Source organism: Nonomuraea sp. NPDC049637 (assembly GCF_040675235.1).
GTDB lineage: Bacteria > Actinomycetota > Actinomycetes > Streptosporangiales > Streptosporangiaceae > Nonomuraea.
On the sequence record NZ_JBFAOM010000001.1, the window covers coordinates 194,975 to 219,287 of the forward strand.

Consider the following 24,313-nt stretch of genomic DNA (forward strand, 5'->3'; position numbering starts at 1 on the left):
GGCCCTCCGTCGGTCAACGTCCGTCCTCGTCCTTCTCCGGCGGCCACGGCAGCCAGGCGCGCACCCGGAACTCGCCGCCGGTCACGCCGTGCTCCAGCCGGCCGCCGGCCAGCTCGGCGCGTTCGGTCAGCCCGATGAGCCCGGCGCCCGCCCCCGGCATGCGCGGCCCGTGCCGCGACCACACCGGGTTGCGCACCTCGGCCGAGACGCCGTCGCCCGGCTCGCCCGCCACGGCGACGGCCACCGGCGCGCCGCCCGCGTGCTTGCGCGCGTTGGTGAGCGCCTCCTGCACGATGCGGTAGACGTTGCGGCCCACCCCGGCCGGGACGCCGTCGGCGGCGCCCAGGTCGAGGCGTACGTCCATGCCGGCCTGGCGGCACTCCTCGACCAGCGCGGGCAGGTCGGCGAGGGTCGGTTGCGGCCGGTCGGGCACCGGGTCGGCGGCCCCCGGCGGGGTGTGGCGGAGCACGCCGATCACCTCGCGCAGGTCCTGGAGCGCCAGGTGGGCGTTGCTCCTGATCGCCCCGGCGGCCCTGGCGACGTCCTCGGCGGGCGCGTCGGGACGGAACTCCAGCGCCCCGGCGTGCAGGCTGAGCATCGAGATGCGGTGGGCCAGCACGTCGTGCATCTCGCGGGCGATGCGCTCGCGTTCGAGCCGCTTGGCGTCCTCGGCGGCGGTCTCGGCCCGTTGCCTGAGCGACCAGACGAGCTGCCGCCTGGCCCGGATGACGATGCCCCAGGCGTAGACGGTCAGCACGATCGTCACCCCGAACGCCGCGCCCCACAGCGGCGTCAGGTCCGGCTGGGGCCGCAGCAGCACGTACGGGGCCAGGGTGACCAGCGCCAGCAGCGTGACCGGCCCCGACACCTTGAACGGCCGGTGCACCGCCACGGTGAACAGCGCCACCAGCGAGGCCCCGCCGACCAGCTCCAGGTAGGACGACAGCAGGATCGTCACCAGCGCGAAGCCCACCGGCCAGCGGCGCCGCAGCCACACCCCCGCGCACGCCAGCGCCCCCACGATCTGCTCGACGGCCAAAAGCGGCTCCGGCTCGTGCCTGATCTCCTCCAGGCTGATGAACGTCACGCCGCAGGCCAGCAGGAACAGCGCGATGTCGGAGACCCAGTCGAGGGTCGAGCGCCGCACCCGGCCGCCGCGCCCGTCGCCGAGCAGCGTGGACGGCAACGCCCACCGGTATTCCAGGGCCGGATCGCCCTCCCCCCGCAGTTCCCTCACATTCGTCGAGGTTAAGCCCTGCGCGGGAGCCGGCGACAGCGACCAAAGTCGGTGTCGCCGCAGACCGATGGCCGAGGCGGGCGGGCCGCCGCGGCGGCGAGTGTGGAGGGCATGAAAGCGGTGGTGGAGGCGTTCGGCTGGCTGCTGGTCCTGCAAGGGGCCGGCGGGCTGCTCAACACGCTGTTCGGCTGGTGGGCGTGGGCGCACGGCCTGCTCGTGGTCAACGTGCTGTCCTTCCTCGACGGTTACGAGGTCTTCGCGGCCGTCGTGATCGGCGTGCTCGGCTTCGCGCTGCTCGCGGTGGCGGACGCGGCCGGGCGGAGGGCCGGCGGGGCGGAGGAGGGCCGATGAGCGGGACGGCGCTGCGTCCGCCGCGACACCGGCCCGACCGCCGGGCGGTGGCGTGGTGGACGGTGCAGTGGCTCGTCCTCATGGTCCCCGTGGCGGTGGCGGCCTTGGGCGCGTACCTGGTGTTCACGCCGCGTACGCCGGGGCTCGGGGTGGCGGCGGCTGCGTTCGCGGCGGCCTGCCTGCTGGTGGCGCTGGCCGAGCCGCGGGCGGCCTACCGGGTGCAGCGGTGGGAGGTCACCGAGGAGGCCGTCTACGTCCGCCAGGGGTGGCTGACGCACACGTGGAAGGTGGCGCCGATGTCGCGGATCCAGCGGGTCGACACCGAGCGGGGGCCGGTGCAGCGGCTGTTCGGGCTGGCCGACGTCACCGTGACCACCGCCTCGTCCGCGGGGGCCGTCAAGATCACGGCGCTGGACCACCGGCTCGCCGCGGACCTGGCCGAGCGGCTCACCGCGCGCACCCAGGCCACGCCCGGGGACGCGACGTGACCGGCTGGCAGCGGCTGTCGGGCCGGGGGCGGTGGAACGCGGCCGCCAGGTCGCTGGCGTTCGCGGCCGGGGCCGTGGCCGCGCTGGCGCGCTTCCTGGTGGGCCAGGACTGGGAGACGGGCGGCGTGGTCGCCGCGTGCGCGGGGGCCGCCGTGCTGATCGTGGCGGGGGCGGTGGCCTACGAGGAGACCCGGCTGCGCACGACCGCCTGGCGGCTCACCGCCGACCGGCTCGAACTGCGTTCGGGCGTGACCGTCCGGCAGCACCGCGCGGTCCCGCTGGACCGCGTGCGCAGCGTGGACCTGCGCGCCGACCCGGTGCGCCGGGCGTTCGGCCTGACCGTGGTCAAGGTCGGCACGGGCGAACGCGCGGCCGAGGGCTCGGAGCTGATGCTGGACGCCCTCGACCGGCACTCGGCCGAGATGCTGCGCCGCACGCTGCTGCGTCAGGACGCGCCCGCCCCCGAGGACGGCCCCCTCGCCGAGCTGCGCTGGTCGTGGATCCGGTACGCTCCCCTGTCGGTCTGGACGTTCACCGGGGCGGCGGTGGTCCTGGGCGCGGCCTACAAGGGGCTCGGCGCCGTCGGGCTCAAGGACTTCACCGACCGGGCGGCGAGCGGCCTGTGGGGCTGGGTGAGCGCGCAGCCGTGGCTCGCGGTCCCGCTGGTGCTGGCGCTCAACGCGGCCGTCGGAGCGCTCGGCGCGTTCCTGCTGTACGCCGAGTCCTGGGGGCGCTACCGCCTGGAACGCGAGCCCGGCCGGCTCAGGCTGCGCCGCGGGCTGCTGACCACCCGTTCGCTGACCCTGGAGGAACGGCGGCTGCGCGGCGTCGAGATCAGCGAGCCGCTGCTGCTGCGGCTGGGCGGCGGCGCCCGGGTCAAGGCCGTCGCCACCGGCCTGGCCAAGTCGGACGACGAGACCGAGGACGTGGCCGCCCTCACCCCGCCGCTCCCCCGAGCCGAGGCCGCCCGCGTCGCCGCCGCGATCGCCGACACGACAGCGGGCGCCGGAGCCGGCCTGGGCGACGGCGCGGGGGGCGTGTCGTTGAGCGGGCATCCGGCGGCGGCCGGACGGCGGCGGGTCGTGCGGGCGCTGGCGGTCACGGTCGTGCTGGCGACGGGCGCTGGGCTCGCCTGGTGGCTGCTGCCCGCGTCGTGGCCGCGCGCGTGGGTGTGGGCGGCGCCCGTCCTGGCGCTCCCGGCGGGGTTGTGGCTGGCCGCCGAGAGCCGGCGCGCTCTCGGGCACGCGCTGGGCCCCCGGCACCTGGTCATGCGCCGCGGCGCGCTCGTCCGCCGGACGGTGGCGCTGGACCGGGCCGGCATCACCGGCTGGACGTTCCGGCAGTCGTTCTTCCAGCGGCGCTCGGGCCTGCTGACCGTCTCGGCCTGCACGGCGGCGGGCGGCGGCCACTACGAGGTGCTGGACGTGGGCCGCGGCGACGGGCTCGACCTGGCGGCACGGGCGGTGCCGGGGCTGCTGGAGCCGTTCCTGACCGGCGGACAGAGCGGCGGACAGGGCGGCGGGCGGCCGGCCGCGTGATCCACCACGGTTGCCCATGCCCCTGTAGTGGACAAGCGTGATCGCGCGGCCCGGCGGCTTGCTGGTCACTACGCTATTTGTCGCGCTTGCAACGGAGTTGCAGCCTTGTTAACCGTTGGCGTCAATCGCCCGCCGAGAGGATGAGCCCTGCGCGATGCCGGGACCGGCGTCGCCTGCCGCCCGCGGAGGAACCGCGCGGGCTCAGCTTCCCGACGGCTGCTTGGCCAGCTCGGCCAGGTACGCCCTGGCCAGGGCGAGCGCGCCGTCCTGGGCCTCCTTGCGCGGCATGAGCCGGGCCTTGGGCGAGTTCGCCGGCTCGCCCTTCGGCCGCTCGGCGCCGGAGTAGTCGACCCTGACCACCAGCGCGCCGGTACGCGCGATCACCGTGCCGCTGGCGGCCGACACCTCGCCCTGCCTGGTCTGCACGTACTGACCGTAGGCCTGCTCGCCGAGCCCCTCGATGTCGCCCAGCTCGCCCCACGTGATGCCGCCGATGGACGATCCGGCGGTGTTCTTGTCGCCGCCGTACTCGCCGGCGTAGTACGCCTTGGCGGCGCCCGGGTCGATCGCGCCCGCCCGGTTGGTGAAGCGGTGGGTGGTGATCAGCACGCTGCGGATCCTGACGTTCCCGGCCGTGCCCGGCAGGTCGAGGTTGAGCCAGCGGCACTCGGTCTCGTCGTCGTTGCCCGACTCGGTGGCGCGCGCCCTGGTGGCGGGCTTCGGCACCAGACGGGTGGCGGCCTCCGTGACGGCCTGGCAGGCGGGCGGGAAGGCGGCCAGCTCCGTGGGCGAGGGCGTCGGGCGGGCGGCCGGGCTCTGGGTGGCCGTGGCCTGGTCGGGCTTGGCCAGCACGCCGGGATGTTGCGCCTGCCAGGCGGCCACGCCCTTGGCGAAGTACGCGATCAGGCCGCCGACCTCGCGGATCGCGTTCTCCTCGGTGATGGACCTGGTGCTCTCGTTGGACAGGATCTGCGCGTCCTTGCGCTGCTGCCCGGCCTGGAACTTGACCCGGATCGTCATGTCCCCGACCCGGGCGTGGGCCTGGCCGAAGGAGTACCACAGCAGCTTGCCGTCGCGCCGCCAGGTGTACTGGGCGAACGCCCCCTCGCCGACGCCGGGGACGTCCTTGACCGGCGAGACGTACTCCTTCTCGTCGGGGTCGAGCGAGGGCTTGGCGGTGGCGCCGTAGTTGGCGCCGCGGTACTCCATCTCGTAGGAGTTCTGGGCCATCGAGCGGCCGGTCTTGGCGCCGTCGCCCTTGTGCTGCTCGATCCTGACGTCGATCTCCCTGCTGCGCCAGAACTCGCCGAACGAGATGCGCTGGTTCTGCCAGTTGCAGGTGAAGGCGACGGTGTAGTCGGAGTCCCTGGAGGACTTGGTCACCGTCGCGCCGGGCGCCAGCCGTTCGGCCTCGTCCGCGGGCAGCATCGAGCAGGCGTCCGGGCCGGGCGCGGCGGCGGCCGGCGCCACGGACCGCGCCGCCGACGACGACGGCCCGGCGGCCGTCCCGGCGCCGCCCTTGCCGGACAGCAGCAGGTAGGCCCCCACGCCGCCGCCGGCCACGGCCACCACGAGGGCCGCGGCGAGGGTGGGCAACAACCACGCCGGGCGGCGTCCGGGCCGACCGGCGGGCGGCCCCGGCGGCCCGCCCATCGGCCCCGTGGGCGGCAACGACGGCGGCCCCCACTGCGGGCGAGGGGGCGGGCCCGGTTGCGGCGCGAGGGGCGAGCCGGGGGGCGGCGTCGGCGGCCTTCCCTGCGGCTCGAACCGCCTGCCCGGCACCGGATGAGGGGTGGTCGGCGGCTCGTACTCGCTACCGGGGTTCACTGCGACTCCTGAGATTGCCGTGACTTGCGGTGAGACATGGCGAAACGCCCCTTGCACGCATGACGGTCATCCCGGCAGCGCCCCGGACACCAGCCGGGCGATCCGCAGGGCCGTCTCCTTGTCGACCGGCGTCTTGACCGACACCTCGTCCCGGTGCCAGACCACCTCGCCGAGCAGGTTGCTGGACCGGAAGAGCACGACGCTGTCGGACCGGCCGACCGTGCTGGAGGACATCAACAGCTCGAACCGGTTCTGCACGAACGCCGCCTCCCCCACCCCCGCGACGTCCACGACCTCGCCGGCGGCCATCCGCGCCCGGGTGCCCTGCGCCGCGTTCCTGGTGCCCTTCTCGCTGGCGAACCGGCGCGCGGCCACCTGCGGCCCGCCGAGGTCGCCGTCGGGCTTCTCGATCCAGGTCCGTACGGTGATCCGCCGGGCCCGCCGCTCCTCCAGCCCCGCGACCCACTGGCACTCGCCGTCCCGCGTGGCGCTGCGCCGGACGGCGCCCTTGACCAGCTCGGCGGCCTGGGCGTCGGTCAGCAGGCGGCAGGGGTCGGGGGCGGCGGCGTACCGGCCGGTCTCCGGCTGACCGGCCAGGGCGTCCACGGCGTACCAGCCGGCCCCGAGCACCGCGACGCCGCACGCGACGGCCACCGGCAGCAACCACCGCCGGCGACGCCCGGGGACCGGCCCCGAGCGCACCGGCGCGCCGCTGAGCACCTGGCGGACCTGGGCCGCCGTGGGACGGGCGGCGGGGTCCTTGGCCAGCATCGCCATGAGCAGCCCGCCGAACTCCCGGCCCGCCCGCGCGGGGAAGGGCGGGTCGTGCAGCAGCACCGCCGCCGCGACCGCCGCGGGAAGCTGCCGCTCGAACGGCGCCCGCCCCTCCACGGCGGTGTACAGGCTCGCGCCCAGCGACCACAGGTCGGACGCCGGGCCCGGCGCCTGCTCGTTGAGCCGCTCGGGCGCCATGTAGCCAGGCGAGCCGCCGCTGCCGCCATCGCCCTGACCGCCCATGGGGACGGCGATGCCGAAGTCGGTCAGCATGGCCGAGCCGTCGGCGTCGAGCAGGATGTTGGCCGGCTTGACGTCGTGGTGGAGGATGCCGTGGGAGTGCGCGACCTCCAGCGCCGACAGCACCTGCAGCCCGATGCGCGCCGCGTACGGGGGCGGCAGCGGCCCGTTCTCCCTGATCACCTTGTCCAGGGACCGGCCGGTGACCAGGTCCATGATGATCCACGGCTGGTCGCCGTCGAGCACCACGTCGTGCACGAGCACGATGGCCGGGTCGCGCAGGCGTCCGGCCGACCTGGCCTCGTGGATGGCGCGGCCGGCGAACTCGGCCCGCTGGTGGGGGCTCAGCCCCGGCGGCACCCGCACCTGCTTGACGGCGACCTCGCGGTCGAGCGTCTCGTCCAGCGCCCGCCACACCGTGCCCGCGCCGCCCTGCCCGAGCCGCTCGACCAGCCGGTAGCGGCCGGCCAGCAGGTAGTGGTCACTTCGCACGGCGCAACGCCTGCTCGCTCGCCCGGGCCGCCTTGATCGCCGCCTGCCGGACGTCCTCGTCGGTCGGCTTGTCGGCCAGGGTGGCGTACTCGACGGCCACCACCAGGTTGGCGATCCGGTAGTAGACGTGGGCCGAGTGGACGCGCCCGGTCCTGCCCTTCAGCTCGAACCCGAACGCCTCCTCGCCGAGGCCCGCCAGGTCGTGCACGGGGGTGCGCGTGGAGCGCATGTCGGACTTGACGCCGATCTCGGGCCAGGTCCAGTCGATCTGGTCGTACTTGGCCCAGTAGCGCTTCTGGTTCTGGAACAGGGTGCGGGCCGTGGCGGCGGTCATCGACCAGGGATCGACGGTGTCGGAGTCCTTCTGCACCTGCAGCCCGATGCCGGTGCCGGCGACCGGCCAGCCGCATTCGGGGCCCACCTCGTCGCTGTCCGGCTGGGCCTTGGGCGGGCTCTGGGTGCGCAGCAGGCCGCCGACGTCCTGCGGGGTGAGCAGGGTGCACACGTCCATCGGCACGGTGAACGCGGCCGGCGGCCCGTCGTCCTGGCGCAGCACGACGAAGCCGGTGGCCCCGGCGGCGACCACGAGCACGGCCCCGACCGCCCCCCACAGCAGCAGCGGCCGCCCGCGCCGCCGCACCCGGCGGGGCGCGGTCGCCTGCTCGCCGGCCGCCAGGACCGGCGGCGGGCCGCCCGCGGCCACCTGCCTGAGCGCGTGCACGACGTGGCGCGGATCGGGACGGGCGTCGGGACGGCGCGCCATCATGGCGGCCAGCAGCGGCCCGAGCTGCCCCGGCGCGAGCGGCACCGGCTGCGTCACGGTCGCCCTGACCCGCTCGGCGATCGAGCCCTGGTAGGCATTCGCGCCGGTCACGGCGACGAACAGGGTCGCGCCGAGCGACCACAGGTCGCTGGACGGGCCGCCGGGCTCGCCCTCCAGCCGCTCGGGCGCGATGAACCCGGGCGAGCCGATCATGAGCCCCTGCTCGGTGAGCGCGGCCTGCCCCTCCTGCCGGGCGATGCCGAAGTCGGTCAGCACCACCCTGCCGTTGTCGGTCAGGAACACGTTGCCCGGCTTGACGTCGCGGTGCTGCAGCCCCTGGGCGTGGGCGGCCTGCAACGCCTCCAGCACGTCGGCGCCGACGCGGGCGGCGTACTCGGGGGGCATGGGACCGAACTCGCGCACGGTGTCGGCCAGCGTACGGCCCCGCAGCAGCTCCATGACCAGCCACGGCCGCTCGTGCTCGACGATGACGTCGTGCAGCGCCACGATGCCGGGATGGCGCAGCCGGGCGGTGACCTGCGCCTCGCGCACGGCCCTGGTGACCGCGTCGGCGCGATCCTTGGCCGGCATGCCCTCGGGCAGGGTGAGCTCCTTGACCGCCACCTCGCGGTCGAGCATCTCGTCCTTGGCCAGCCATACCTTCCCCATGCCGCCGGCGCCGAGTGGGCGCAGCAGGGCGTAGCGGCCGGCAAGTCTTCCCGCGGACATAGAGGGAAGGGTAACTAAGGATCAAGAAGGATGGTTATTCGAGCACGTTTCCCGTTCATCCCCCTATGCCGTCCCGGCCCCCTTCCGCGCGCTCCGGCGTGGTCCGGCGGAGTAACTGTCGGTCCCCCTCTCTATGGTCTTGGAACGTGGACGCGGTTCAAGGCACCCTCGACGAGCTCGGCACCCCGCTGAGCGACGTCACGTTCGTCGTGTTCGACCTGGAGACCACCGGCGGCTCGCCGGCCGAAGACTCGATCACCGAGATCGGCGCGGTCAAGGTGCGGGCGGGTGAGGTGCTGGGCGAGTTCTCCACCCTGGTCGACCCCGGCGGGCCGATCCCGCCGTTCATCTCGGTGCTGACCGGCATCACCGACGCCATGGTGGTGGCCGCCCCGCGCATCGAGGCGGTGCTGCCGAGCTTCCTGGAGTTCATCAGGGGCGCCACGCTGGTGGCCCACAACGCGGGCTTCGACACCCGCTTCGTCAAGGCCGCCTGCGCCGCCCACGGCTATCCCCCGCCCGCCAACCCGGTCGTCGACACCGTCGACCTGGCCCGGCGGGTGCTGACCCGCGACGAGACGCCCAACGCCAAGCTGTCCACGCTCGCCCGGTTCTTCCGCAGCCCCACCGATCCGTGCCACCGCGCCCTGCAGGACGCCAGGGCCACCGTCCACGTGCTCCACGGGCTGATCGAGCGGGCCGGCTCCTTCCAGGTCCACACGCTGGAGGAGCTGAAGTCGTTCGTCCGCGCGCCCACGCCGGAGCAGCAGCGCAAGCGCCACCTGGCCGAGTCCGTCCCGCACGCCCCGGGCGTCTACTTCTTCGAGGACGACCGCGGCGAGGTGCTCTACATCGGCAAGAGCACCAACCTGCGCAACCGCGTGCGCTCCTACTTCACGGCCGCCGAGACCCGTCCGCGCATCCGCGAGATGATCGGCATCGCCGAGCGCGTGCGCCACGTCGTCTGCGCCACCGGGCTGGAGGCCGAGGTCAGGGAGCTGCGGCTGATCGGCGGCGCCAAGCCGCGCTACAACCGCCGCTCCCGCTTCCCGGAGAAGGTGGTCTGGCTCAAGCTCACCACCGGCCCCTTCCCCCGCCTGTCGATCGTGCGCGAGCTGAAGGACGACGACGCCACCTACCTCGGCCCGTTCAGCAGCTCCCGCCTGGCCGACGAGGCCCGCATCGCCCTGCACGAGGCCGTGCCGCTGCGCCAGTGCACCCAGCCGATCAGCCTGCGCACCCGCCGGGCGGCCTGCGTCCTGCACGAGATGGGCCGCTGCGGCGCGCCCTGCGCGGGCAAGGAGAGCCCGGAGGAGTACGCCGCGCACGTCGCGAGCGCCCGCCGGGCCATGACCTCCGACGCCTCGCTCGTCTACACCGCCGTCTCGGCCCGCATGGAACGCCTGTCGGTCGAGCAGCGCTACGAGGAGGCGTCCGTCGACCGCGACCGGCTGGCCGCGTTCGTCCGGGCGGCGGCCCGCATGCAGCGCCTGAGCGCCATCACCCGCATCCCCGAGCTCGTGGCCGCCAGCCCGGCCTTCGACGGCGGCTGGGACATCCACGTCGTCCGCTACGGCCGGCTGGCCGCGGCGGGCGTGATGCCCAAGGGCGCCCACCCCACGCCGTTCGTCGCCTCGCTCAAGGCCATGGCCGAGGCCGTCATCCCGGGCCCCGGCCCGGTCCACGCGGCCAGCGCCGAGGAGACCGAGTGCATCCTGCGCTGGCTGGAGTCGCCGGGCGTGCGGCTGGTCGAGGTCGACGGCGTGTGGTCGATGCCCGCCCGGGGCGCCGCCCGCCACAAGGCCCGCATCGACCTGGCCTACCGCGGGCTTGATCAGCGACGCGACCGAGAGGGACGTCCTTTGCGATGACCGGATACAGTTAATACATGGTCACGGCAATCGTCCACATCAAGGCCGAGGTAGACCGGATCCCGGAGGTCGCCCAGACGATCGCCGAGATCGACGGGGTCAGCGAGGTCTACTCCATCACCGGCGAATGGGATCTGCTCGCCATGGTCCGGGTCGCCCGCTACGAGGAGGTGGCCGAGGTCATCCCCGGGCGGGTCAACAAGGTCGACGGCGTCGAGCACACCGAGACGCACATCGCCTTCCGCACCTACTCCCGGCACGACCTCGACGCGGCCTTCTCGATCGGCTTCCCCGAATCCGACTGATCCCCTCCCCCGCGGCCCTGACGCAAGTCCCCGCGTAAGCCCCTGGCAAGTCCCCGCGTAAGCCCCTGCGCCCACAACGCACCCGCGCTGGTTCCCGCATCCGCGCCCGCGCCGCTCCTGCACTCCTCCGGGTCCGGCTCTGCGTTCGCTTTTCGCGTGCGATTCCGGGCCCGGCCGTTCTCCGGCCGGGCCTGACGCGTTTCCGGGCCCGAACCGTCCCGACGAACCATCCTCTACAGGCCAACCGCAGGCTGGCGGGCCCGGAACGCGGAACGGCCCGGACGGGGAACCCCGTCCGGGCCGATCTCGATCAGGCGAAACCCTAGTGGGTGAGGCTCCGGTCGTCGCCGGAACCGATCGCGGCGTGCTCGCCGTGCTCCCCGTGCTCGCCGTGGTGCCCGTCGTCGAGCGGGATCTTCTCCCCGCCGTACGCCTTGGACATCCGGCCGCGGAGCTTGCCGAGCGGGCCGCGCATGCCCTTGGGCGGGATGCCGGCGGCGTCCTCCTCCACGGGCAGGGCCGGCACCGCCTCCTTGCCCCGCATGTGGGCCTCGAGGTCGTCGGACGCCGGCGTGTGCACCTCGATGAACTCACCGTGCGGCAGGCGCTTGATGACACCCGACTCCACGCCGTGCCCGATGACCGCGGCGTCGCTGCGCTGCAGGCCGAGGCACATGCGGTAGGTGATCAGGTAGGCCAGCGCCGGCGCGACGAAGACCAGCACCCGGCCGATGTACGTCGTCCAGTTGAGGCTGACGTGGAAGTTCGCCGAGATCTCGTCGTTGGCGCCGAGCAGCCACAGCACACCGTAGAACGTCATCGCCGCGATGCCGATCGAGGTGCGGTGGGGGTTGTTGCGCGGGCGGTCGGCGACGTGGTGCTCGCGGTTGTCCCCGGTGACCCACCGTTCGATGAACGGGTAGAGCGCGAGACCGGTCATGATGATGCCCATCGGCACCAGCGCCGGGATGATCACGCTCATCGGCAACGTGCCCGCGTGAGCCGTGCCGAACAGGTTCCACTCCCACGGCGGCATGAGCCGCAGCGAGCCTTCGAGGAAGCCCATGTACCAGTCGGGCTGCGAACCGGCGGAGATGTCCGCCGGCGTGTACGGCCCGAACAGCCAGATCGGGTTGATCTGGGCGAACGTCGCCAGTCCCGACACCACGGCGAGCGTGAACAGGAAGTAGGCGCCCGCCTTGGCCATGAAGGCCGGGTAGAACGGCGCGCCCACCACGTTCTGGTTGTTGCGCCCCTTGCCCGGCATCTGCGTGTGCTTCTGCACCCACATGAGCACCATGTGAGCCGAGACCAGCGCCAGCAGGATGCCCGGGATGAGCAGGATGTGCAGCGAGTAGAACCGGGAGATGACGTCCTCGCCCGGATACTCCCCGCCGAACAGGAAGAACGTGACGTACGTGCCCACCAGCGGCAGCGAGATCGCCACACCCTCGGTGATCCGCAGACCGGCGCCGGAGAGCAGGTCGTCGGGGAGGGAGTAGCCGGTCAGGCCCTCGGCCAGCGCCAGGGTCAGCAGCAGCACGCCGATGATCCAGTTGAGCTCGCGCGGCTTGCGGTAGGCGCCGGTGAAGAACACCCGCAGCATGTGCACCGTCATGCCGGCCACGAAGAGGAGGGCCGCCCAGTGGTGCATCTGCCTCATCAGCAGACCACCCCGGACGTCGAAGCTGATCTCCAGCGACGACGCGTAGGCCTCCGACATCATGACGCCCTTGAGCGGCGCGTACGAGCCGTCGTAGGCGATCTCGCCCATGCTCGGCTTGAACCACAGCGTCAGGAACGTGCCGGTGAGCAGCAGGATGATGAACGAGTAGAGCGCGATCTCACCCAGCAGGAACGACCAGTGGTCAGGGAAGATCTTGCGCAGGTTGCGCTTGAGGAAGTTCGCCCCGCCCAGACGGTCGTCCAGGAAGGTCGACGGCCCGGCGATGGCCTTCGGTACGGCGTTCAGGTCGCTCATGCCTGGCCTCCCTTCTCCCTGGCCTCGGCCTCGGCGTCGCCGCGCTCCCAGTAGCTGGGGCCGACGGGCACGTTGAAGTCACCCTGGGCGATCAGATAGCCCTCGCTGTCGACGGTGATGGGCAGCTGCGGCAGCGGCCGGGCGGCCGGGCCGAAGATGACCTTGGCGCCGTCGGCCGCGTCGAAGGTCGACTGGTGGCACGGGCACAGGATGTGGTGGGTGGTCTGCTCGTAGAGCGCCGCCGGGCAGCCGACGTGCGTGCAGATCTTGGAGTAGGCGACGATGCCGTCGTGCGTCCAGTTCTGCTTGACGCCGCTCTTGAGCTCCTCCGGACGGAACTTGATCAGGATCAGCGTGGCCTTGGCGAGCGCGTTGAGGTCGTGCTCGTACCCCTCGGGCACCACCGACAGGATGCCGCCGGGCGAGTTGAAGTCGGCCGCGCGGATCGGCTGGCCGGTGCCCTCGACGACCAGGCGCAGCGGCTTGCCCTCCTTGGTCTTCTCACCCCAGACCGTGTGGCGCAGCAGCTTGTTGAACTTCGCGCCGGGCATCTTGGAGTTGTCGAGGTCGCGCAGCAGCACCAGCGGCACCAGGCCGAGCGGCGCGGCGGCCAGCAGCAGCGTGCGGCGCATCAGCTTGCGCTTGACGAAGCCGCTCTCGTTGGCGCCCTGCAGGAAGGTCTCGGAGACGACCTCGCGGTCGTCCTCGTCGGAGGCCATCGTGTGGCGCTCCTGGACCAGCGCGTACTTCGGCATGATCTGGCGGACCCAGACCACGATGCCGACCGCGAGGCCGAGGACGGCCAGGGTCAGCGTGCCGCCGAGGGCGAGGTTGGAGACCCCCGTCGCCTCGGGGCTGCCGACCTGGAACACCACGTAGGAGATGAGGAAGGCGATGCCGGCCAGGAAGGTGATCGCGAAGCAGAGCGCCACGATCTTCTCGGCCTTGCGGGCCTTGCTCTCGTCCTGCAGCGTCACGCCGGGGACGTCGCGGTCGGCGGCGTCCGCTTCCTTCTCCGCGGCGCCCAGCATCGACGTGCCCGGCGCGGGAGTGCCGATGACGCGCTTGGGCACGCGTTCGTCCGGCTGCTCGATCTCGTGCTCGTTGTCTGTCATGACTTCTGTCGCTTCTTCGCGGTGATCCAGATGGCGGCGAGGGCTAGGGCGGCGATGCCTACCACGAACGCTACGAGACCTTCGGTGACCGGGCCGATGCGCCCGAGGCCGAACCCTCCGGGGTCCTTCTGCTCACGGACCTGGGTGATGTACGCGATCATGCTGCGCTTCTCCTCAGGCGTGATCGTCGAGTCGTTGAAGACCGGCATCGCCTGCGGGCCGGTGACCATCGCCTCGTAGATCTGCGTCGGTGAGGACTCGTTGAGGTTGGGCGCGTACTTGCCCTGCGTCAGGGCACCGCCGGCGCCCGCCCAGTTGTGGCACTGGATGCAGTTGGCCCGGAACAGCTCGCCGCCCTTGCCGGCGTCACCGAGCTTCGGGTCGACCTGCTCCTTGCCGGGGACCTGCGGACCGCCGCCGAGCGACTGCACGTACGCGGCGACCTGACGGGTCGTGTCCTCGTTGACCCAGTGGGCCAGGGGCTTGCGCGGCGCCTGCGGGCCGGGGTTGCCGGCGGGCATGCGGCCGGTGCTCATCTGGAAGTCGACCGCCGCGGCGCCGACGCCGACGAGCGTGGGGGCGGTGTTGGTGCCCTCCGCGTTCATGCCGTGGCAGCTCGAGCAGTGGGCCACGAACAGGCTCTTGCCCTCGGCCACGTCGTCGACCTTGCCTGCCGCCAGCGCCGCGTCGGCAGGCTTACCCGCCTGGACAAAGGCGGCGTATACCATCCCGACCAGCGCCAACGCCAAAATCAGGACGGCGTATCTCGCGAGGGGATGCCGCCGCCAAGCGGTGATCCTAGTCACAGAGATCCCGTTCCTTAACGAATGATGTAGATGGTCGCGAAAAGACCGATCCAGACGACGTCTACGAAGTGCCAGTAGTAGGACACGACGATCGCGCTGGTGGCCTGCTCATGCGTAAAGCGCTTCGCGGCGTACGTGCGTCCCAGCATGAACAGGAACGCGATCAGGCCACCGGTCACGTGCAGGCCGTGGAAGCCCGTCGTCAGGTAGAACACCGAGGTGTAAGCGTTGGCGGACAGGGTCGCGCCCTCTGACGCCAGCTCGCCGTACTCGTACAGCTGACCGGCGACGAAGATCGCGCCCATCAGGAAGCTGACGATGTACCAGAAGCGGAGCTTGCCGACCTGCCCCTTCTCCGCGGCCCACACGCCCAGCTGGCACGTCACACTCGACAGGACCAGGATGATCGTGTTGACCGTCGCGAACGGGATGTTCAGGTGAGCGCCTTCTGCCTCAACGCCTGCAGGAAGGAAGGCAGGGCCCCACTCGATGCCCTTCCCCTCGCTCACCGACCGGATGGTGAAGTACATCGCGAACAGCGCCGCGAAGAACATGAGCTCAGAGGACAGCCAGACGATCGTCCCGACACTGACCAGGTTCGGCCGCCGGTACGACTGTGCTGTCGTCGTCGAAGTTATTGCGGATGCTGTCGCCACGGGCAGCATTATTGCGGCTCCGGTGTTCGGTCCGGCCAACGACCCCCCGTTAGGAGGAACAAACCGGCCATCAACCTGGGATAATTGGGACAAAACGCCTGTCAGGCCCGGTGGCCTGGGATTGCATCCCGGCGCAACGGTACGATCCAGGTGACCATACAGCTTCGACCGATAGTGAGCGCGACAGTGACGTCCTCTGGGAGCACCGACGACACGATGAAGGTCCTCGTCTACAGCGACGACGCCACCACCCGGGCCGAGGTCCGGCAGGCGATCGGCCGGCGGCCGGCGGCCGACGTGCCCTTCGTCGAGATCATCGAGTGCGCCACCGAGCCCAAGGTCCACCAGTGGCTCGGCTCCGGCGAGATCGACGTGGCGGTCCTCGACGGCGAGACCCAGCCCGCCGGCGGCATGGGCGTCTCCCGTCAGGCCAAGGACGAGGTCTACGACTGCCCGCCCGTCTGCCTGATCATCGCCAGGCGCGACGACCGCTGGCTGGCCGAGTGGTCCAAGGCCGACGCCGTCGTCCCGCAGCCCATCGAGCCCATGGTCCTGGCCGACACCGTCGCCGACCTGATGCGCCGCCGATCCGCCACCCGACTCAACGCGAAGTAGGTGCCCATGGACTCCCGGACGACCTGGCCTGCCCTGTTCTCCGCGCTCCTTTCCGGCGAGCACCTGTCGGCCGACGAGACGGCCTGGGCGATGCGGGAGATCTTCTCGGGCAACGCCACCTCCGCCCAGATCGCGGGCTTCGCGCTGGCCCTGCGGGCCAAGGGCGAGACGGTGGCCGAGGTGGTGGGCCTGGCCCGGACGATGCTGGAGTTCTCCACGCCGCTGAACGTCGAGGGGCCCGTCCTCGACGTCGTCGGCACGGGCGGCGACCGCGCCCACACCGTCAACGTCTCCACCATGGCCGCCATCGTGGCCGCCGCGGCGGGGGCCAGGGTCGTCAAGCACGGCAATCGCTCGGCCTCCTCGCTGTGCGGGGCCGCCGACGTCCTGGAGCACATGGGCATCAGGCTCGACCTGACGCCCGAGCAGACCGCGCGGGTGGCGCGCGAGGCGGGCATCGCCTTCTGCTTCGCGCCCGTCTACCACCCGGCGCTGCGTTTCGCCGGCCCGGCGCGCAAGGAGATCGGCGTCCCGACGGTCTTCAACTTCCTGGGCCCGCTGACCAACCCGGCCCGGCCCAGCGCCCAGGCCATCGGCGTCTACGACGCCCGCATGCTGCCCGTCATCGCCGGCGTCTTCGCCGAGCGCGGCGTGTCGGCCCTGGTCTTCCGCGGCGACGACGGGCTCGACGAGCTGACCATCACCGGCACCTCCACGGTGTGGGTGGTGCGCGACGGCACGGCCACCGAGGCCAGGTTCGACCCCGCGATCCTGGGCATCCCCCGGGCCGACGCGGGCGCGCTGCGCGGTGGCGACGTGCAGTTCAACGCCCAGGCCGTGCACGACGTGCTGGGCGGCAAGAAGGGACCGGTGCGCGACGCCGTCCTGCTCAACACCGCGGCCGCGCTGGTCGCCCACGAGGGCGCCGGCGACGACCTCGACACGGCGATGATCAAGGGCTACGAGCGCGCCACGCAGGCGGTCGACTCCGGCCTGGCCGCCGACACGCTGCGCCGCTGGGTCGAGGTCAGCAGCTCCTACCGCCCGTCGTGACCGTGAGCGCGCCCCTGAGGCGCGCTCACGTCCTTCGGCGGCACGTGTGCCCGAGGGCCCCGGCAGAGCCACCAGGGCCTGCTCAGGGCCGGATGGCGGTCAGTCGCTCAGAAGGTGATGCTCGGACCGTCCTTGAGCGTGCTCCACTTGAGCCAGTCCTTCCAGTTCTCCTGCCAGTGGCCCCACCCGTTGGTGGGCTCCAGCTTGCGCGGCGAGCCGGTGATGATGATCGGGTCCCCGATCAGGGTGTTCTTGATGAACCAGGCCGCGTTCTCCGGGCTGACGTTCACGCAGCCGTGGCTGACGTTGGAGTTGCCCTGGGAGCCCACCGACCAGGGCGCGCTGTGCACGTACTCGCCGCTGTTGGAGATGCGCACGGTGTTGTAGACGGTGAGCTGGTAGTAGCCCGACTGTCCCGGGCCGATGCCGGGCGAGGTCATGACGGTCACCGGCTCCCGTGACATCGCCAGGTGCACGCCCGAGGTGGTGTAGTACTTCCACTGGCCGCCCTGCCCGGCGCTCATCGGCATGGTGCGGATGCGCTTGCCGTCCCGGCGGACCGTCAGCACGTGCTCGTCGGTGCTGCCCCGGGTGATCTGGGAGCGGCCGATCTTGAAGTCGAGGGTGACGTCGCGCTTGCCGTACAGGCCGGGGCCGCCGCGCACGCCGGCCAGCTTCGCCTCCAGCCGCACCTTCGTGTACGCCGGCCAGTAGTCCTGCGGCCGGAAGTCCACATGGCTGTCGTCGAACCAGTGCCAGGCCCCCTCCACCGGCTTGGAGCTGCGGATGGTCAGGTTGCGCTCGACGGCCACCCGGTCGCTCACCGGCTTGTCGAAGGCGATCATGACGGGCATGCCGATGCCCACCGTCAGCCCGGTGTCGTCCTTGTTGGGAGTGATTGTCTGGATGTCGAATGTCTTGTCGCCCTTGACCGTGCTGAACGTGCTGGAGGTCTCGCTCTGCTTGCCCGAGGCGTCCACGCTGACGACGGTGACCGTGTAGCCGGTGCTCGGCCGGGCGGTGGTCGTGCTGCGCCAGCGGGTGCCGTCGCCGCTCAGGACGCCCTTGAGCCGGCCCGCCTTGCCCCCGTCCACCCGGACGCTCTTGATCGTGCCGCCGTGCGCGGACACCACCACGGGCTGGTCGGTGGCCACGTTCACGGCCTTGTCCTGCGGCGTGACGCCCACCGCGGGCTGCCGGGCGACCGCGGTCAGCTCCTTCGTCTCGTTCGCCGCGCCGCTCAGCGAGCACGCCGTGAGCAGCGCCAGGGCCAGCAGGCCGGCCGATCCATTCGCCACGCGTCTCACGAGTGACCCCCTCGCCCAAGATCCAACCTTCTCCTCCCTTATTACCCTGAGTGATCTATTCACGACATCCGTGACCTGGTAAAGAACACGAAAAAGCGGGCGTCCTCCCCTATGGGAAGGACGCCCGCTTCGAGCCGCTTGTCAGTGCGAGAAGTTGCCCCGGTAGTACTGGAACACGAACCCGATCATGGCCATGATGATCAGGAACACGCCGATCAGGAACATCCAGAAGCCGATCACGAACCCGGCGAAGGCGAAGGCCGCCGCCAGGCACAGGAACAGCGGCCACCAGCTGCTCGGGCTGAAGAAGCCGATCTCGCCGGCGCCGTCGCTGATGTCGGCCTGCTTGTTGTCCTCCGGCTGGGCGCCGATGCGCCGCGCGGTGAACATCAGGTAGTAGCCGACCATGAACGCGAACCCGACCGAGATCGCCATGGCGGTGGTGCCCACGGGCTCACCGTGACCGGTCGCGGCCTTGGTCCAGAACCAGTAGCCGACGTCGACACCGGCGAAGAACAGGCCGCACAGCAGGAACAGCCAACCCTGGACCTTCATCAGGCCTCAACCTCCTGGGCGGACTTGGCGGACATGTGCGGGTAGTGCAGGTCGAACGCCGGGCGCTCGGACCGGATGCGCGGCAGCGAGGTGAAGTTGTGCCGCGGCGGCGGGCAGGAGGTCGCCCATTCGAGCGAGCCGCCGTAGCCCCAGGGGTCGTCGACGGTGACCTTGGTCCCGGAACGCCAGGTCTTCCAGACGTTGTAGAAGAACGGCAGCGTCGAGGCACCCAGGATGAACGCGCCGACCGACGAGATCATGTTCAGGTCGGTGAAGTGGTCGGCCGCGCTGTAGTCGGCGTACCGGCGGGGGAAGCCGACCATGCCCAGCCAGTGCTGGACGAGGAAGGTGGTGTGGAAGCCGATGAACAGCAGCCAGAAGTGCACCTTGCCCAGCTTGTCGTCGAGCATCTTGCCGGTGAACTTGGGCCACCAGAAGTAGAAGCCGGCGAACATGGCGAACACGACCGTGCCGAAGACCACGTAGTGGAAGTGGGCGACGACGAAGTAGGTGTCGCTGATCTGGAAGTCCAGCGGCGGCGAGGCCAGGATGACGCCGGTCAGGCCACCGAGCAGGAAGGTGATCAGGAATCCGACGGAGAACAACATCGGCGACTCGAACGACAGGTGACCCCGCCACATCGTGCCGATCCAGTTGAAGAACTTCACGCCCGTCGGCACCGCGATGAGGAACGTCATGAACGAGAAGAACGGCAGCAGGACCTGCCCGGTCGGGAACATGTGGTGCGCCCAGACCGTGATGGACAGACCGGCGATCGCGATGGTGGCGCCGACCAGGCCGATGTAGCCGAAGATCGGCTTACGGCTGAAGACCGGCAGGATCTCGGTCACGATGCCGAAGAACGGCAACGCGATGATGTACACCTCGGGATGGCCGAAGAACCAGAACAGGTGCTGCCACAGGATCGGCCCGCCGTTGGCCGGGTCGAAGATGTGGGTGCCGAGCTTGCGGTCGGCCTCCAGAGCCAGCAGCGCGGCGGCCAGCACGGGGAAGGCCATCAGCACGAGCATGCTGGTCAGCAGGACGTTCCAGGTGAAGATCGGCATGCGGAACATGGTCATGCCGGGGGCGCGCATGCAGATGATCGTGGTGATGAAGTTCACCGCGCCGAGGATCGTGCCGAGGCCCGACAGGGCCAGGCCCATGATCCACAGGTCGCCGCCGATGCCGGGCGAGTGGATCGCGTTCGACAGCGGCGTGTAGGCGAACCAGCCGAAGGAGGCGGCGCCGCCCGGGGTGAGGAAGCCGGACACGGCGATGATGCTGCCGAACAGGTAGAGCCAGTAGCTGACCATGTTCAGGCGCGGGAACGCCACGTCGGGGGCGCCGATCTGGAGCGGCATCAGCTCGTTGGCGAAACCGGCGAACAGCGGCGTCGCGAACATCAGCAGCATGATCGTGCCGTGCATGGTGAACAGCTGGTTGAACTGCTCGTTGCTGGTGATCTGCAGCCCCGGCTGCGCCAGCTCGGCCCGCATGATCAGCGCCATGACGCCGCCGATCAGGAAGAAGGCGAACGACGTGATCAGGTACATGTGCCCGATGATCTTGTGATCAGTCGAGGACATCCACTTGGCGATGATCTGGCCCTTGGTGACGGGCCGGACCGGCGCCCGAAGCGGTTCTTGGATGGCGGTCACTGGGCACTCCCAGCCTGGGTCGCGATGTACTGGTCGAACTCAGCCTGCTTGACGAGCTTCACCGAGAACAGCATCCGGCTGTGGTCGACGCCGCACAGCTCGGCGCACCGGCCGGCGTAGACGCCCACGCGGTTGTCGCCGAGCGTCTTGATCTCGAACTTGCGCCCCGGGTTGCCCTCCGGGATGCCGGGGATGATGTCCCGCTTGAACAGGAACTCGGGCACCCAGAACGAGTGGATCACGTCGTCGGTCGAGAGGTCGAACTCGACCTTGGTGTTCGTCGGCAGGACCAGCTGAGGGCCCTGGTGGTAGTCGTGCACCGGCATGCCGGACACGGGCTTCGTCGTCTTGCCGTTGTAGGTCGTGGTGAAGCGCCAGCTCCACTGGTACGCCTCGACCTTGACCTTGACGGGCGCGTCGCCCGCGACGTCCGTGAGGGCCTTGCTGTCGCGGGCGGTGAAGAAGAAGAACACCGAGACCATGACGAGCGGGACCACCGTGTAGAGGATCTCGATCGGCAGGTTGTAGCGCACCTGGGGCGGCAGTTCGGCCTTCCCCCTGCGCTTGCGGTGGAAGATCGCGGCCCAGACGATCAGGACGATGACGACGGCGCCCGTGGCGAGTGCGGCGATCCAGGCCCCGTTCCACAGATGCTGAACGACCTCGGCCTGCTCGGTCACGCCCTCGGGCAGCAGGCCGTTGGACCAGTCGAACTTGGGAACGTCATTAGCACACGCCGTAGCAGTGGCCAGCAGCAACGCCAAAGCGGCGGCGCGCGGCACCCTGCGCCGGGCCAACGAACGCCGCGTCGTACGGCGAGTCGGACTCACGGATCGCCTACCCCACAGATGAAGCCCAAGAGTCTTTCCCTTGGGTGCTCGTATTTCCAAATGCACAGCTGATTGCAGACACATTAGCGTGCAGGTGTCCCGCCCTACCGCGCGACCCCTCGATGGTGCCGCAAGTGGGACGATGAGTCTCGTGGCGTATTTCGACGCGGCCTCGAGCGAGCCGCTCCACCCTCAGGCACGCGAGGCGCTGCTGGCGGCGATCGACGTCGGCTGGGCCGACCCCGCGAGACTGTACACCCAGGCCCGCCGCGCTCACCTGCTGCTGGAGCAGGCCCGCACGGAGGTGGCCGAGGCGCTCGGCGCGCGCCCCGACGAGGTGTCGTTCACCTCGTCCGGCACGCAGGCCGCGCATCTCGGCGTGCTCGGCACCCTACACGGCAGGCGCAGGGTCGGGCGTCATCTGGTCACCAGCGCGGTCGAGCACTCCAGCGTGCTGCACGCGGCCGGCGTGCACGAACGCGACGGCGGCACGGTCGAGACCGTCGGCGTGAGCCTGGAGGGGCGGGTCGACCTCGACGCGTTCGCCGAGGCGGTCGCGCGTCCGGGCACGGCGCTGGCCTGCCTGCAGACGGCCAACCACGAGGTGGGCACGGTGCAGCCGGTCGCCGAGGCCGCCGCCGCGTGCCGGGCCAACGGGGTGCCGCTGCTGGTCGACGCCGCCCAGACGGCCGGCCGCATGCCGATACCGCCCGGCTGGTCGGTGCTGACCGCGAGCGCGCACAAGTGGGGCGGCCCGGCCGGGGTGGGCGTGCTGGCGGTGCGCAAGGGCACCCGGTTCCGCTCGTTCCTGCCCGAGGACGAACGCGAGCGGCGGCGCGTCCCCGGCTTCGAGAACGTGCCGGGCATCGTGGCCGCGGCGGCGGCGCTGCGCGCGATGAGCGCCGAGGCGGCGCAGGAGCAGGCGCGGCTGTCCACGCTCGTGGCCCGGATCAGGGAGACCGTGCCGAAGGTCGTGCCGGACGTCGAGGTGATCGGCGACCCGGTCGGCCGGGCGCCCCACATCGTGACCTTCTCGTGTCTCTACGTCGACGGCGAGGCGCTGCTCACCGAGCTGGACAAGGCGGGATTCGCCGTATCGTCCGGAAGTTCGTGCACCGCTAGTACGCTTCGTCCATCGCACGTCCTCGAAGCGATGGGCGTGCTGACGCATGGGAATGTCCGGGTGTCGCTGCCCAGGGGCACGTCCGCGGCCGAGGTCGACCGGTTCCTGGCCGTGCTGCCCGATCTGGTGCGCCGCATCCGGCACGACGCAGGAGTCGCATGACCGAGGTAACTCAGCCGTCATTGACGATCGACGCGCTCGGGAAGAAGTGCCCGATCCCGATCATCATGCTCGCCGAGCAGATCAACCACGTGCCGCTCAACGCCGTGGTGGCGGTGCTGGCCGACGATCCGGCGGCCTACACCGACGTGCCGGCGTGGTGCCGGCTGAAGTCCCACCGCCACGTGGCCTCGTACGAGCTGCCCCAGGGCGGCTGGGCCATCCACGTGATGCGCAACTACTGACGGTTTGTGGGTAGGGCCCTCCCCTGACGGCACATCGACCATTCGGGGGAGACCATGGCCAAGGGGAACGAGACCGCCCGCGACGTGATGAGCACGGGCGCGGAGTGCATCGCCGCGCACGAGACGCTCGACCGGGCGGCTCAGATGATGCGCAACAACGACGTGGGCGCGCTGCCCGTGTGCGGCCCCGACGACCGGGTGACCGGCATCATCACCGACCGCGACATCGTGATCAAGTGCGTCGCGGCCGGTCACGACCCCGCGCAGGTGACGGCGGGCGAGCTGGCGACCGGCCTGGTCTGGGTGACGGCGGACGCCACCGTGCAGGAGGCGCTGTCGCGCATGGAGCAGAACCAGATCAAGCGGCTGCCGGTGCTGGAGAACGACCGCATCGTCGGCATGATCAGCGAGGCCGACCTGGCCCGGTGCCTGCCGGACGACCAGCTCGCCGAGTTCGTGCACCGGGTGTACGCCAAGCGCTGACACCCGTACGGGGACCGCCCCGCCACGCCTGCGGCGGGCGGGGCGTACGCGTGTCAGGGGTGGTAGCAGCGCACGTGGCCGGCGATGTCGGCCGCGGCCTCGGCGCCGTAGGCGGCCGTGAAGCGCTCCAGGAAGACCTTCTGGCCCAGCTCGTACTCCTGGCCGCCGACGCGCTCCAGCACGTGCGTGGCCGTCAGGTTGCCGATCTGGCCGCAGCGCTCCAGCGGCAGCCCCCAGGCCAGGCCGGACAGGAAGCCGGCGCGGAAGGCGTCGCCGACGCCCGTGGGGTCGGCCTTGCCGCGCTCGGGGGCCGGGGCGACCTGGATGGACGGCTCGCCCTTGCGGTCGATGACGGCGCCCTTGGGGCCGAGCGTGGTGACGCGGACGCCGACCCGGTCGAGGATCTCCTCGTCGGACCAGCCGGTCTTCTGCTCGATGAGCCCCTTCTCGTAGTCGTTGGAGAACAGGTAGGCGGCGCCGTCGACGAGCTGCCTGATCTGCTCGTCGGCCATGCGGGCGAGCTGCTGGGAGATGTCGGCGGCGAAGGGGATGCCGCGCTGGCGGCACTCGTCGGTGTGCCGCAGCATCGCGTCGGGGTCGTTGGGGCTGATCAGCACCAGGTCGAGCCCGCCGAGCCGGGTGGCGACCGGCTGCAGCTCGATCAGCCGCGCCTCGGCCATCGCCCCGGTGTAGAAGGAGGCGATCTGGTTGTGGTGCTCGTCGGTGGTGCACAGGAAGCGCGCGGTGTGCTGCGTCTCGGAGATGTGCACGGACTCGCAGTCGACGCCGTGGCGCTCCAGCCAGGAGCGGTAGTCGGCGAAGTCGTTGCCGACGGCGCCCACCAGGATCGGCTTGAGGCCGAGACAGCCCATGCCGAAGGCGATGTTGGCCGCGCAGCCGCCGCGACGGATCTGAAGGTCGTCGACCAGGAACGAGAGCGACACCCGGTCGAGCTGCTCGGCGATGAGCTGATCGCCGAAGCTTCCTGGGAACGTCATCAGGTGGTCTGTCGCGATGGAGCCGGTTACGGCGATGCGCACGGGATTCTTCTTCCTCGTTGTCAGCAGGCCAATGAGCCCCACGAGAATACGCGAAGGTCCCGCTCGCAC

Annotated in this window: 23 protein-coding genes; 10 read left to right on the forward strand and 13 right to left on the reverse strand. The window is 71.2% G+C overall.

From position 1 onward, the window contains the following. Window positions 1–13: 13 nt before the first annotated feature. Window positions 14–1,237: a histidine kinase gene (locus AB0J71_RS00900; protein WP_364411815.1), complete on the reverse strand. Its 1,224-nt coding sequence runs from the start codon at window positions 1,235–1,237 to the stop codon at window positions 14–16. 111 nt (window positions 1,238–1,348) lie between these two features. Here AB0J71_RS00900 and AB0J71_RS00905 point away from each other — a divergent pair, with 111 nt between their 5' ends. Genes AB0J71_RS00905 through AB0J71_RS00915 form a run of 3 tightly spaced genes read left to right on the forward strand, consistent with a single transcriptional unit; the run spans window position 1,349 to window position 3,614 of the window. Further along, window positions 1,349–1,588 (forward strand): hypothetical protein, encoded by a 240-nt coding sequence (locus tag AB0J71_RS00905; protein ID WP_352330117.1) that lies wholly within the window; start codon window positions 1,349–1,351, stop codon window positions 1,586–1,588. Further along, entirely contained in the window at window positions 1,585–2,076 is a 492-nt protein-coding gene (locus AB0J71_RS00910) for a PH domain-containing protein (RefSeq protein WP_364411818.1), read from the forward strand. Before AB0J71_RS00905 ends, AB0J71_RS00910 begins: the two co-directional genes overlap by 4 nt. Further along, a complete protein-coding gene (locus AB0J71_RS00915) occupies window positions 2,073–3,614 on the forward strand; it encodes a PH domain-containing protein (protein WP_364411821.1) in 1,542 nt (513 codons plus the stop codon). The genes AB0J71_RS00910 and AB0J71_RS00915 overlap by 4 nt, the downstream gene beginning before the upstream one ends. A 201-nt stretch (window positions 3,615–3,815) precedes the next feature. On the opposite strand, the gene AB0J71_RS00920 is transcribed toward AB0J71_RS00915, so the two are convergent. The 3 genes from AB0J71_RS00920 to AB0J71_RS00930 all read right to left on the reverse strand — a co-directional run bounded on the left by AB0J71_RS00920 (window position 3,816) and on the right by AB0J71_RS00930 (window position 8,439). Continuing rightward, window positions 3,816–5,441, reverse strand: coding sequence for a hypothetical protein (locus AB0J71_RS00920; RefSeq protein ID WP_364411824.1), 1,626 nt, complete (start codon window positions 5,439–5,441; stop codon window positions 3,816–3,818). Window positions 5,442–5,507: 66 nt separating this feature from the next. After that, window positions 5,508–6,947: a serine/threonine-protein kinase gene (locus tag AB0J71_RS00925; protein ID WP_352329830.1), complete on the reverse strand. Its 1,440-nt coding sequence runs from the start codon at window positions 6,945–6,947 to the stop codon at window positions 5,508–5,510. Further along, window positions 6,937–8,439 (reverse strand): serine/threonine-protein kinase, encoded by a 1,503-nt coding sequence (locus AB0J71_RS00930; protein WP_364411827.1) that lies wholly within the window; start codon window positions 8,437–8,439, stop codon window positions 6,937–6,939. The genes AB0J71_RS00925 and AB0J71_RS00930 overlap by 11 nt, the downstream gene beginning before the upstream one ends. A 146-nt stretch (window positions 8,440–8,585) precedes the next feature. On the opposite strand from AB0J71_RS00930, the gene AB0J71_RS00935 reads away from it, so the two are divergent. Continuing rightward, a complete protein-coding gene (locus AB0J71_RS00935) occupies window positions 8,586–10,310 on the forward strand; it encodes a DEDD exonuclease domain-containing protein (protein ID WP_352329827.1) in 1,725 nt (574 codons plus the stop codon). Between the two features lie 17 nt (window positions 10,311–10,327). Next, window positions 10,328–10,615 carry an Lrp/AsnC ligand binding domain-containing protein gene (locus AB0J71_RS00940; RefSeq protein WP_125630767.1) on the forward strand — a complete coding sequence of 96 codons (288 nt, stop codon included), beginning with the start codon at window positions 10,328–10,330 and terminating at the stop codon, window positions 10,613–10,615. 322 nt (window positions 10,616–10,937) lie between these two features. Here AB0J71_RS00940 and AB0J71_RS00945 read toward each other — a convergent pair whose 3' ends face one another. From AB0J71_RS00945 to AB0J71_RS00960, 4 genes are read right to left on the reverse strand one after another with little or no spacing between them, the layout of a single operon-like run. Then, complete coding sequence (locus AB0J71_RS00945) at window positions 10,938–12,596, reverse strand: ubiquinol-cytochrome c reductase cytochrome b subunit (protein ID WP_352326593.1); 1,659 nt, start codon at window positions 12,594–12,596, stop codon at window positions 10,938–10,940. Then, window positions 12,593–13,711 carry a Rieske 2Fe-2S domain-containing protein gene (locus AB0J71_RS00950; RefSeq protein ID WP_352326594.1) on the reverse strand — a complete coding sequence of 373 codons (1,119 nt, stop codon included), beginning with the start codon at window positions 13,709–13,711 and terminating at the stop codon, window positions 12,593–12,595. The genes AB0J71_RS00945 and AB0J71_RS00950 overlap by 4 nt, the downstream gene beginning before the upstream one ends. Beyond that, the gene (locus tag AB0J71_RS00955; protein WP_352326595.1) at window positions 13,708–14,517 is read right to left on the reverse strand and encodes a c-type cytochrome; all 810 of its coding nucleotides are present in this window, start codon (window positions 14,515–14,517) and stop codon (window positions 13,708–13,710) included. Before AB0J71_RS00955 ends, AB0J71_RS00950 begins: the two co-directional genes overlap by 4 nt. 14 nt (window positions 14,518–14,531) lie before the next feature. Continuing rightward, the gene (locus AB0J71_RS00960; protein ID WP_125630774.1) at window positions 14,532–15,182 is read right to left on the reverse strand and encodes a heme-copper oxidase subunit III; all 651 of its coding nucleotides are present in this window, start codon (window positions 15,180–15,182) and stop codon (window positions 14,532–14,534) included. A gap of 207 nt (window positions 15,183–15,389) precedes the next feature. Between AB0J71_RS00960 and AB0J71_RS00965 the strand changes: the two genes are divergently transcribed. Both AB0J71_RS00965 and trpD read left to right on the forward strand, forming a co-directional pair. Next, entirely contained in the window at window positions 15,390–15,788 is a 399-nt protein-coding gene (locus tag AB0J71_RS00965; RefSeq protein ID WP_352326611.1) for a hypothetical protein, read from the forward strand. A 6-nt stretch (window positions 15,789–15,794) separates the two neighbouring features. Then, a complete protein-coding gene (gene trpD, locus AB0J71_RS00970) occupies window positions 15,795–16,841 on the forward strand; it encodes an anthranilate phosphoribosyltransferase (RefSeq protein WP_352326597.1) in 1,047 nt (348 codons plus the stop codon). 107 nt (window positions 16,842–16,948) lie between these two features. Here trpD and AB0J71_RS00975 read toward each other — a convergent pair whose 3' ends face one another. From AB0J71_RS00975 to AB0J71_RS00990, 4 genes are all read right to left on the reverse strand, one after another. Continuing rightward, complete coding sequence (locus AB0J71_RS00975) at window positions 16,949–18,148, reverse strand: Ig-like domain-containing protein (protein WP_364411830.1); 1,200 nt, start codon at window positions 18,146–18,148, stop codon at window positions 16,949–16,951. A 141-nt stretch (window positions 18,149–18,289) separates the two neighbouring features. After that, window positions 18,290–18,703 (reverse strand): cytochrome c oxidase subunit 4, encoded by a 414-nt coding sequence (locus AB0J71_RS00980; protein WP_352326599.1) that lies wholly within the window; start codon window positions 18,701–18,703, stop codon window positions 18,290–18,292. Next, window positions 18,703–20,364: a cytochrome c oxidase subunit I gene (gene ctaD / locus AB0J71_RS00985; RefSeq protein ID WP_364411833.1), complete on the reverse strand. Its 1,662-nt coding sequence runs from the start codon at window positions 20,362–20,364 to the stop codon at window positions 18,703–18,705. The genes AB0J71_RS00980 and ctaD overlap by 1 nt, the downstream gene beginning before the upstream one ends. After that, complete coding sequence (locus AB0J71_RS00990; RefSeq protein ID WP_352326601.1) at window positions 20,361–21,194, reverse strand: cytochrome c oxidase subunit II; 834 nt, start codon at window positions 21,192–21,194, stop codon at window positions 20,361–20,363. The genes ctaD and AB0J71_RS00990 overlap by 4 nt, the downstream gene beginning before the upstream one ends. A 142-nt stretch (window positions 21,195–21,336) precedes the next feature. Between AB0J71_RS00990 and AB0J71_RS00995 the strand changes: the two genes are divergently transcribed. The 3 genes from AB0J71_RS00995 to AB0J71_RS01005 are packed head-to-tail and all read left to right on the forward strand — an operon-like array spanning window position 21,337 to window position 23,204. Beyond that, window positions 21,337–22,479, forward strand: a complete 1,143-nt coding sequence (locus AB0J71_RS00995; protein ID WP_352326603.1) for an aminotransferase class V-fold PLP-dependent enzyme — start codon at window positions 21,337–21,339, stop codon at window positions 22,477–22,479. Continuing rightward, entirely contained in the window at window positions 22,476–22,721 is a 246-nt protein-coding gene (locus AB0J71_RS01000) for a sulfurtransferase TusA family protein (RefSeq protein ID WP_352326605.1), read from the forward strand. Before AB0J71_RS00995 ends, AB0J71_RS01000 begins: the two co-directional genes overlap by 4 nt. Window positions 22,722–22,775: 54 nt before the next feature. Further along, window positions 22,776–23,204 (forward strand): CBS domain-containing protein, encoded by a 429-nt coding sequence (locus AB0J71_RS01005; RefSeq protein WP_352326606.1) that lies wholly within the window; start codon window positions 22,776–22,778, stop codon window positions 23,202–23,204. 53 nt (window positions 23,205–23,257) lie between these two features. Here the strand turns inward: AB0J71_RS01005 and AB0J71_RS01010 are convergent, their stop codons facing one another. After that, on the reverse strand, window positions 23,258–24,244 hold the full coding sequence (locus tag AB0J71_RS01010) for a carbohydrate kinase family protein (RefSeq protein WP_352326608.1): 987 nt from the start codon (window positions 24,242–24,244) through the stop codon (window positions 23,258–23,260). Window positions 24,245–24,313 lie beyond the last annotated feature (69 nt).

What these genes read in the sequence shown, in the direction of transcription:
- AB0J71_RS00905 (WP_352330117.1), top strand. Translation starts at nt 1,349, where the DNA reads ATGAAAGCGGTGGTGGAGGCGTTCGGCTGGCTGCTGGTCCTGCAAGGG.
- AB0J71_RS00910 (WP_364411818.1), top strand. Translation starts at nt 1,585, where the DNA reads ATGAGCGGGACGGCGCTGCGTCCGCCGCGACACCGGCCCGACCGCCGG.
- AB0J71_RS00930 (WP_364411827.1), bottom strand. Translation starts at nt 8,439, where the DNA reads ATGTCCGCGGGAAGACTTGCCGGCCGCTACGCCCTGCTGCGCCCACTC.
- AB0J71_RS00940 (WP_125630767.1), top strand. Translation starts at nt 10,328, where the DNA reads ATGGTCACGGCAATCGTCCACATCAAGGCCGAGGTAGACCGGATCCCG.
- AB0J71_RS00945 (WP_352326593.1), bottom strand. Translation starts at nt 12,596, where the DNA reads ATGAGCGACCTGAACGCCGTACCGAAGGCCATCGCCGGGCCGTCGACC.
- AB0J71_RS00950 (WP_352326594.1), bottom strand. Translation starts at nt 13,711, where the DNA reads ATGACAGACAACGAGCACGAGATCGAGCAGCCGGACGAACGCGTGCCC.
- AB0J71_RS00960 (WP_125630774.1), bottom strand. Translation starts at nt 15,182, where the DNA reads ATGCTGCCCGTGGCGACAGCATCCGCAATAACTTCGACGACGACAGCA.
- AB0J71_RS00965 (WP_352326611.1), top strand. Translation starts at nt 15,390, where the DNA reads ATGAAGGTCCTCGTCTACAGCGACGACGCCACCACCCGGGCCGAGGTC.
- trpD (WP_352326597.1), top strand. Translation starts at nt 15,795, where the DNA reads ATGGACTCCCGGACGACCTGGCCTGCCCTGTTCTCCGCGCTCCTTTCC.
- AB0J71_RS00980 (WP_352326599.1), bottom strand. Translation starts at nt 18,703, where the DNA reads ATGAAGGTCCAGGGTTGGCTGTTCCTGCTGTGCGGCCTGTTCTTCGCC.
- AB0J71_RS00995 (WP_352326603.1), top strand. Translation starts at nt 21,337, where the DNA reads ATGAGTCTCGTGGCGTATTTCGACGCGGCCTCGAGCGAGCCGCTCCAC.
- AB0J71_RS01000 (WP_352326605.1), top strand. Translation starts at nt 22,476, where the DNA reads ATGACCGAGGTAACTCAGCCGTCATTGACGATCGACGCGCTCGGGAAG.
- AB0J71_RS01005 (WP_352326606.1), top strand. Translation starts at nt 22,776, where the DNA reads ATGGCCAAGGGGAACGAGACCGCCCGCGACGTGATGAGCACGGGCGCG.